The following is a 6,373-nucleotide window of genomic DNA, read 5'->3' as shown; positions in this document are numbered from 1 at the left end:
AGCAAATTATTGATACATTTTTTGACATTGCTTGTATTTATATCTTAATAATTTGGCATAACAAGTACTGAAGAATCTCATTTGTTTACTACGAAAGCTGTCGGAAAAGGGACAGGATTAGGGTTAGCGATCGCTCGTCAAATCGTCGAAGAAACTCACGGCGGAAAATTGAGTTTTAACTCAGTTCTGGGTAATGGTACAGAATTTATCATTGAAATTCCGGTATGATTGTGCGCTCTTTTGGTTAAACAACTATAGCTATCTGGGAATACTAAATCTGGAAATATTAAGGATTTAGGAATATGGTTAGCAGTATGGTCAGTATTCCCGGATATCGCATCAGTGAAGAACTCTACAATGGTTCCAGAACCCTAGTTTATCGAGGGTATCGAGAGACTGACTCATTAAGAGTAGTGATTAAACTGCTGAAAAATCCTTATCCCACCTTCAATGAACTCTTGTCGTTTCGTAATCAGTACACCATTGCCAAAAATCTTAACTCACCGCTAATCGTCCAAACCTACAGCCTAGAACCTTACCAAAATGGTTATGCGTTGGTAATGGAAGACTTTGGGGGGATTTCTCTCAAAGAATGGGGAGTTAGGAGAGACGCGACGCCAGTCGCTACAACGGGGGGAACCCCCGCAACGCGCTGGCTCATTAATCGCGTCTGTACTGAGTCGGGAGTGGGGGGAACCCTAGAATCCTTGATCGAGTTTTTAAAGATAGCGATCGCACTGTGCAACACCTTAGATATATTGTATCGCGACCGGATTATTCATAAAGATATCAAACCCGCCAATGTTTTAATTAATCCAGAAACCAAACAAGTTAAATTAATTGACTTTAGTATTGCATCCCTACTACCACGGGAAACTCAAACACTGATGAATCCCAATGTCTTGGAAGGGACACTTGGTTATATTTCTCCCGAACAAACAGGAAGAATGAATCGGGGGATTGATTATCGAACTGATTTTTATTCTCTAGGTGTTACTTTTTACGAACTGCTCACGGGAGAGTTACCGTTTCAATCAAATGACCCGATGGAGTTGGTACATTGTCATTTAGCAAAACTTCCACCAATCTTAGCGGATAGAGAACAGATTCCCCAAGTTCTCTATGACATCGCGATCAAATTGATGGCAAAAAATGCTGAAGACCGCTATCAGAGTGCATTGGGACTGAAATTTGATTTAGAAAATTGTTTATCTCAACTCCAAGAAACTGGTGAAATTAAGAGTTTTCCAATTGCACGACGGGATGTGTGCGACAGGTTCATTATCCCCGATAAACTTTATGGCAGAGAAACAGAAGTAGAAACCTTACTGCAAGCATTTGAGCGCGTTAGTACAGGTGCAACAGAAATGATGCTGGTAGCTGGTTCTTCCGGTATTGGTAAAACCGTTGTAGTTAACGAAGTTCATAAACCAATTGTCAAACAACGCGGTTATTTTATCAAAGGGAAATATGACCAATTTCAACGAAATATTCCCTTTTCAGCATTTGTACAAGCCTTCCGAGATTTAATGGGGCAATTATTAACAGAAAGCGATGCTCAAATCCAGCAATTTAAAACTGATATTTTAGCCGCTGTAGGTGATAATGGACAGGTAATTATTGAAGTTATCCCCGAATTAGAAAGAATTATTGGTCAACAACCACCAGCTACAGAATTATCAGGAACTGCGGCACAAAATCGATTTAATTTATTATTCCAGAAATTTACCCAAGTCTTTACCACTGAAGCACATCCATTAGTGATGTTTTTAGATGACTTGCAATGGGCTGATTCGGCATCATTGATGTTAATGCAGTTATTAATGGCTGATGCCGGTCATCTTTTCTTAATTGGTGCCTATCGTGATAACGAAGTCAACCCGGCACATCCGTTAATGTTGACTTTGAATGATATCCAAAAAACAGCAGCTACGATTAATACGATTACTTTAGCACCACTTAGTCAAGGGCAAGTCAATCAATTAGTTGCTGATGCACTTAAATGTACAGAAAGTTTGGCATTACCCCTTTCTCTATTAGTATCTCAGAAAACTCAAGGCAATCCATTTTTCGCTATCCAGTTTCTTAAGGCATTACACCAAGATGGATTAATTGAATTTAATTTGGAGTCAGGGTATTGGCAATGTGATATTACCCAAATAAATCAGCAAGCGGTTACAGATGATGTTGTTAAGTTCATGGTATTTCAATTACAAAGACTACATGACTCAACTCAAAAAGTGTTGCAGTTAGCGGCTTGTATTGGCAATCAATTTGATTTAGCAACTTTGGCAATTGTTTCGGAATTATCAGAAATAGAAACGGCTGCTAGTTTATGGAAAGCTTTACAAGAAGGGTTGATTTTACCAATTAGTGATGTTTATAAATTTTATCAGGGAGAAAATCACGATAAATTGGCGCTGTCAACTGGGAATACCAATAAACAATTAGCCAAATATAGATTTTTACATGACAGAGTACAACAAGCTGCCTATTCTCTAATTCCTGATAACCAGAAACAAGCAACTCATCTCAAAATTGGTCAATTACTTCTACAAAATTCCTCTCAAATAGAACAAGAAGAAAAACTGTTTGATATTGTCGGCCATTTGAATTTAGGGCAAGAGTTGATCGCTCAATCAAACGAGCGAGAAGCCTTGGCTCGACTTAACTTAGCAGCAGGAGGTAAAGCTAAAAATTCTACTGCTTATGCTGCTGCCAGAGCCTATTTACAAACTGGGATTGAGCTGCTCACAGTGAATTGCTGGCAAGATCAATATGAATTGACCTTGAGTTTCTATGTTGCCGCCACCGAAGCCGCCTACTTAAATGCTGACTTTGATGGTATGGAAGAGATAGCGGTGCAGGTGTTGCAATCAGCCCAGACGATTTTAGACAAAGTTAAAATTTACGAAATTCAAATTGCTGCCCAGACTGCCCAAAGCAGACTATTAGAAGCGATCGCAGTCGGCAGAGATGCCCTCTTACAATTGGGGGTTGAACTACCCATCGAGCCAAAGGATGCTGAGATTGGTAGAGCTATACAAATCCTTGCCAGTCAACTTGAAGGCAAACGAATTGAGGAACTAGCTGACCTCCCAATGATGACCGATCCCCAAGCACAGGCAGCCATGCAACTGTTAGGAATGTTGTTTGCACCTGTTTTCCAAGGAATGCCGGGTTTATTGCCCCTGATTAGCTCCACAATGGTGACTCTATCGCTTCAGTTTGGGAATACGCCCGCCTCCACTGTGGGGTATGCACTTCACGGAATGGTGCTGTGTGCCTTTTTGGGAGAGGTTGAAGGGGGCTACGGCTTTGGCCAATTGGCATTGAATTTGCTAGATCGGTTCAATGTGGGAGAATTCAAATCCATAATTTCCATGTTGTTTGGTGGCTTTATTCAGCATCACCAAGAAGCTCTCTCGGCAACGATACCGTTGCTGAAAGCTGGTTTTACCTCTGGTATGGAAACTGGCGATTTTTTACACGCTGGCTATAACGTATGTTGTTACAGCTATGCGGTTTTTTGGAGTGGCTCTGAACTTAGCAATTTGGAGTCAGATATAGCAAGTTACAACGCCGCTTTAACTCAGGTGAAGCAACATTCTGCCCAGACCTATGTAAGTATTATGCGGCAGGCGGCACAGAACTTCAGGGAAACCCGGATTCAGCCGGATTGTTTGAGTGGCACTATCTACGATGAAACGGTGATGATTCCCAAACATCGTCAGGCTAATGAACTCACGGTGATGGCCGAACTCTATATCTACAAACTGTTGCTTGCCTATTCTTTTGGCAACTACAAGGCTGCGATCGATTATATTCACCAAGACAAGGAGTATTTGCTCGGAGTCTCAGGATTGATTTTTGTTCCGATTTTCCATTTCTATGCAGCCCTGACGTACTTGGCACTATTTCCCAGCCAGCGAGAAATTGAACCAGCCGAAATTCTCGGACAGGTAGAAATCCATCAAACCACTCTGTACCAATGGGCGCAAAATGCTCCCATGAATCATCTGCATAAATGGCATTTAGTTGAGGCTGAGAAACAACGAGTGTTGGGCAATAAAGCAGAAGCACTTGAAAATTACGATCGCGCCATCTCCCTCGCCAAAGCCAACGGCTACATTCAAGAAGAAGCACTTAGCAATGAACTGCTAGCCAAATTCTACCTCGATTGGGGTAAAGAAAAAGTCGCCCAAGCATATATGCAAGAAGCATACTACTGCTACGCTCATTGGGGCGCAAAAGCCAAAATAGAAGACCTAGAAAAACGCTATCCCCAACTACTCCAATCCATTCTGCAACAGCAACGAATCAACTTCAATACCCTAGAAACTATTAGTTTTCGTAGCACTTCTTCATCTACTCGGACTTCTAGCACTGATAGCACCAGTATTTCTGACGTTCTGGATTTTACCTCTGTCCTCAAAGCCGCTCAAGCTATCTCCAGTTCTCTGGAATTAGATCAACTCATTACCAGCCTCACCCGCATTATTCTAGAAAACTCCGGCGCGAAAAAATGTGTATTGCTGCTTCCCCAAGATAATACTTGGCAAGTCCGAGCAATTACCTTTATTGCTCATGAGAAAATACAAACCATTCTTGAATTACAATCACTCGACAATTGTCAAGATATTCCTGTAAATATTATCAATTACGTCAAAAATACCAAGCAAACAGTTGTTATAGATAATTGCAAAACCGATATTATTGGGTTAATTGGGGAATATATGCACCGAACACAACCCCAGAGTGTATTATGTACCCCGATTATTAATCAAGGGCATTTAGTAGGGATTCTTTACCTAGAAAATCAACTGACTCAAGGGGTATTTACTAGCGATCGCCTTTCTGTTTTAAATTTTCTCTGCACTCAAGCCGCAATTTCTTTGGAAAATGCCCAATTATATAATCATCTCCATGAGCGAGAAAAGTTCCTAAGTAGTATTTACGAAGGTGTTGGCTGTCTCATCTTTGTGACTGATATTCGGGATAATGGTAGATTTGAGTACACAGGATGGAGTAAATCCTGCGAACTAGCGATTGGTATATCGGCTTCGGAAGTGCTGGGTAAAACCCCGCAAGAATTACATGGTCATGAAGGTGCAGTAGTATATCAAAATTATTTGCGTTGTTTCCAAACCGGAATACCCATCACCTATGAAGAATGTCTAACATTTAATAACCAGAAAGCTTGGTGGTTAACTACACTCAGTCCATTAAAAGATGAGACTGGCAAAGTTTATCGCGTAGTCGGGACAACTATTAATATTAGCGATCGCAAACAAGCTGAGTCAGCAGTAACAGAAAAATCTCAAGCACTCGGAACAGCCTTAGAAGATTTACAACAAGCGCAATTACATATTGTTCAGAGTGAGAAAATGTCAGCACTGGGTAATTTAGTCGCTGGGGTAGCCCATGAAATGAATAATCCTTTAGGCTTTATTGCTGCTAGCCTCAAACAAGCTAAACCCACCCTTGCAGATATTGTTGAACACTTGAAACTTTATCAAGAAAGTTTACCCAATCCTGGCGATGAAATCAAAGATCATGCTGAAGAAATTGATTTAGATTATACCTTAGAAGATTTACCGAAAGCAATTGATTCAATGGTGATAGCGTGCGATCGCCTGAAAAATATCAGTACCAGTTTAAGAACTTTCTCCCGTGCAGATAAAGATTACAAAGTGCCATTTAATATCCACGAAGGTATTGATAGTACGATTTTAATTCTCAAACATCGCCTCAAAGCAAATGAACAGCGTCCAGCAATTGAAGTGATAACTGAGTATGGTAATTTACCCCAGGTTGAATGTTTTCCTGGGCAATTAAATCAGGTCTTTATGAATATTCTCGCGAATGCCATTGATGCCTTAGATGAGTCGAATTCTGGGCGGATTTTTGAAGAAATTCAAGATAAACCTAACAAGATTACGATTCAAACCTCATTGAAAGATCATCAGGTTCAAATAACGATTGCTGATAATGGTAAAGGGATGAATGAAGAAGTCAAACAAAAAGTATTTGACCATTTATTTACTACGAAAGCTGTGGGAAAAGGGACGGGATTGGGGTTAGCGATCGCTCAACAAATTGTTAGGGAAAAACACGGGGGTTCGATACACTGCAACTCATACCCAGCAAAAGGTACAGAGTTTGTGATTACAATTCCAGTGCGGCAGAAAATGGGAGGTGACCATCTGTACTGAGGCACTCAATCATGAAATATCGCTTATCAAGGAAGGCAGAGGGCAGGAGGCAGGAAGTAGAAACTCTTTGTGTCTAATGCGTGATACCATTTCACTAAAAAAATGATAAAGATAGTTAAGGAAGAAATATGAGCAGAAGTTCATGGCAGGAGTCAGCA

At 40.7% G+C, this 6,373-nt stretch carries 2 protein-coding genes; both read left to right on the top strand.

Annotation, left to right across the window (positions count from 1 at the left end; all coding sequences use genetic code 11):
• The first annotated feature begins 57 nt into the window (after positions 1 to 57).
• Entirely contained in the window at positions 58 to 228 is a 171-nt protein-coding gene (locus RM347_RS35480; RefSeq protein ID WP_322719576.1) for an ATP-binding protein, read from the top strand.
• A gap of 74 nt (positions 229 to 302) precedes the next feature.
• On the top strand, positions 303 to 6,215 hold the full coding sequence (locus RM347_RS35475) for an AAA family ATPase (RefSeq protein ID WP_322719575.1): 5,913 nt from the start codon (positions 303 to 305) through the stop codon (positions 6,213 to 6,215).
• The last annotated feature ends 158 nt before the right edge of the window (positions 6,216 to 6,373 follow it).

This window comes from Nostoc sp. ChiQUE02 (assembly GCF_034531305.2).
Taxonomy (GTDB): Bacteria; Cyanobacteriota; Cyanobacteriia; order Cyanobacteriales; family Nostocaceae; genus Nostoc.
Note: the sequence above shows the minus strand (reverse complement) of the source record. Positions and strands in the feature narration are given on the sequence as shown.

Bases quoted from the DNA above. Each gene is read 5' to 3' on its own strand.
- RM347_RS35475 (WP_322719575.1), top strand. From the start codon at position 303: ATGGTTAGCAGTATGGTCAGTATTCCCGGATATCGCATCAGTGAAGAA.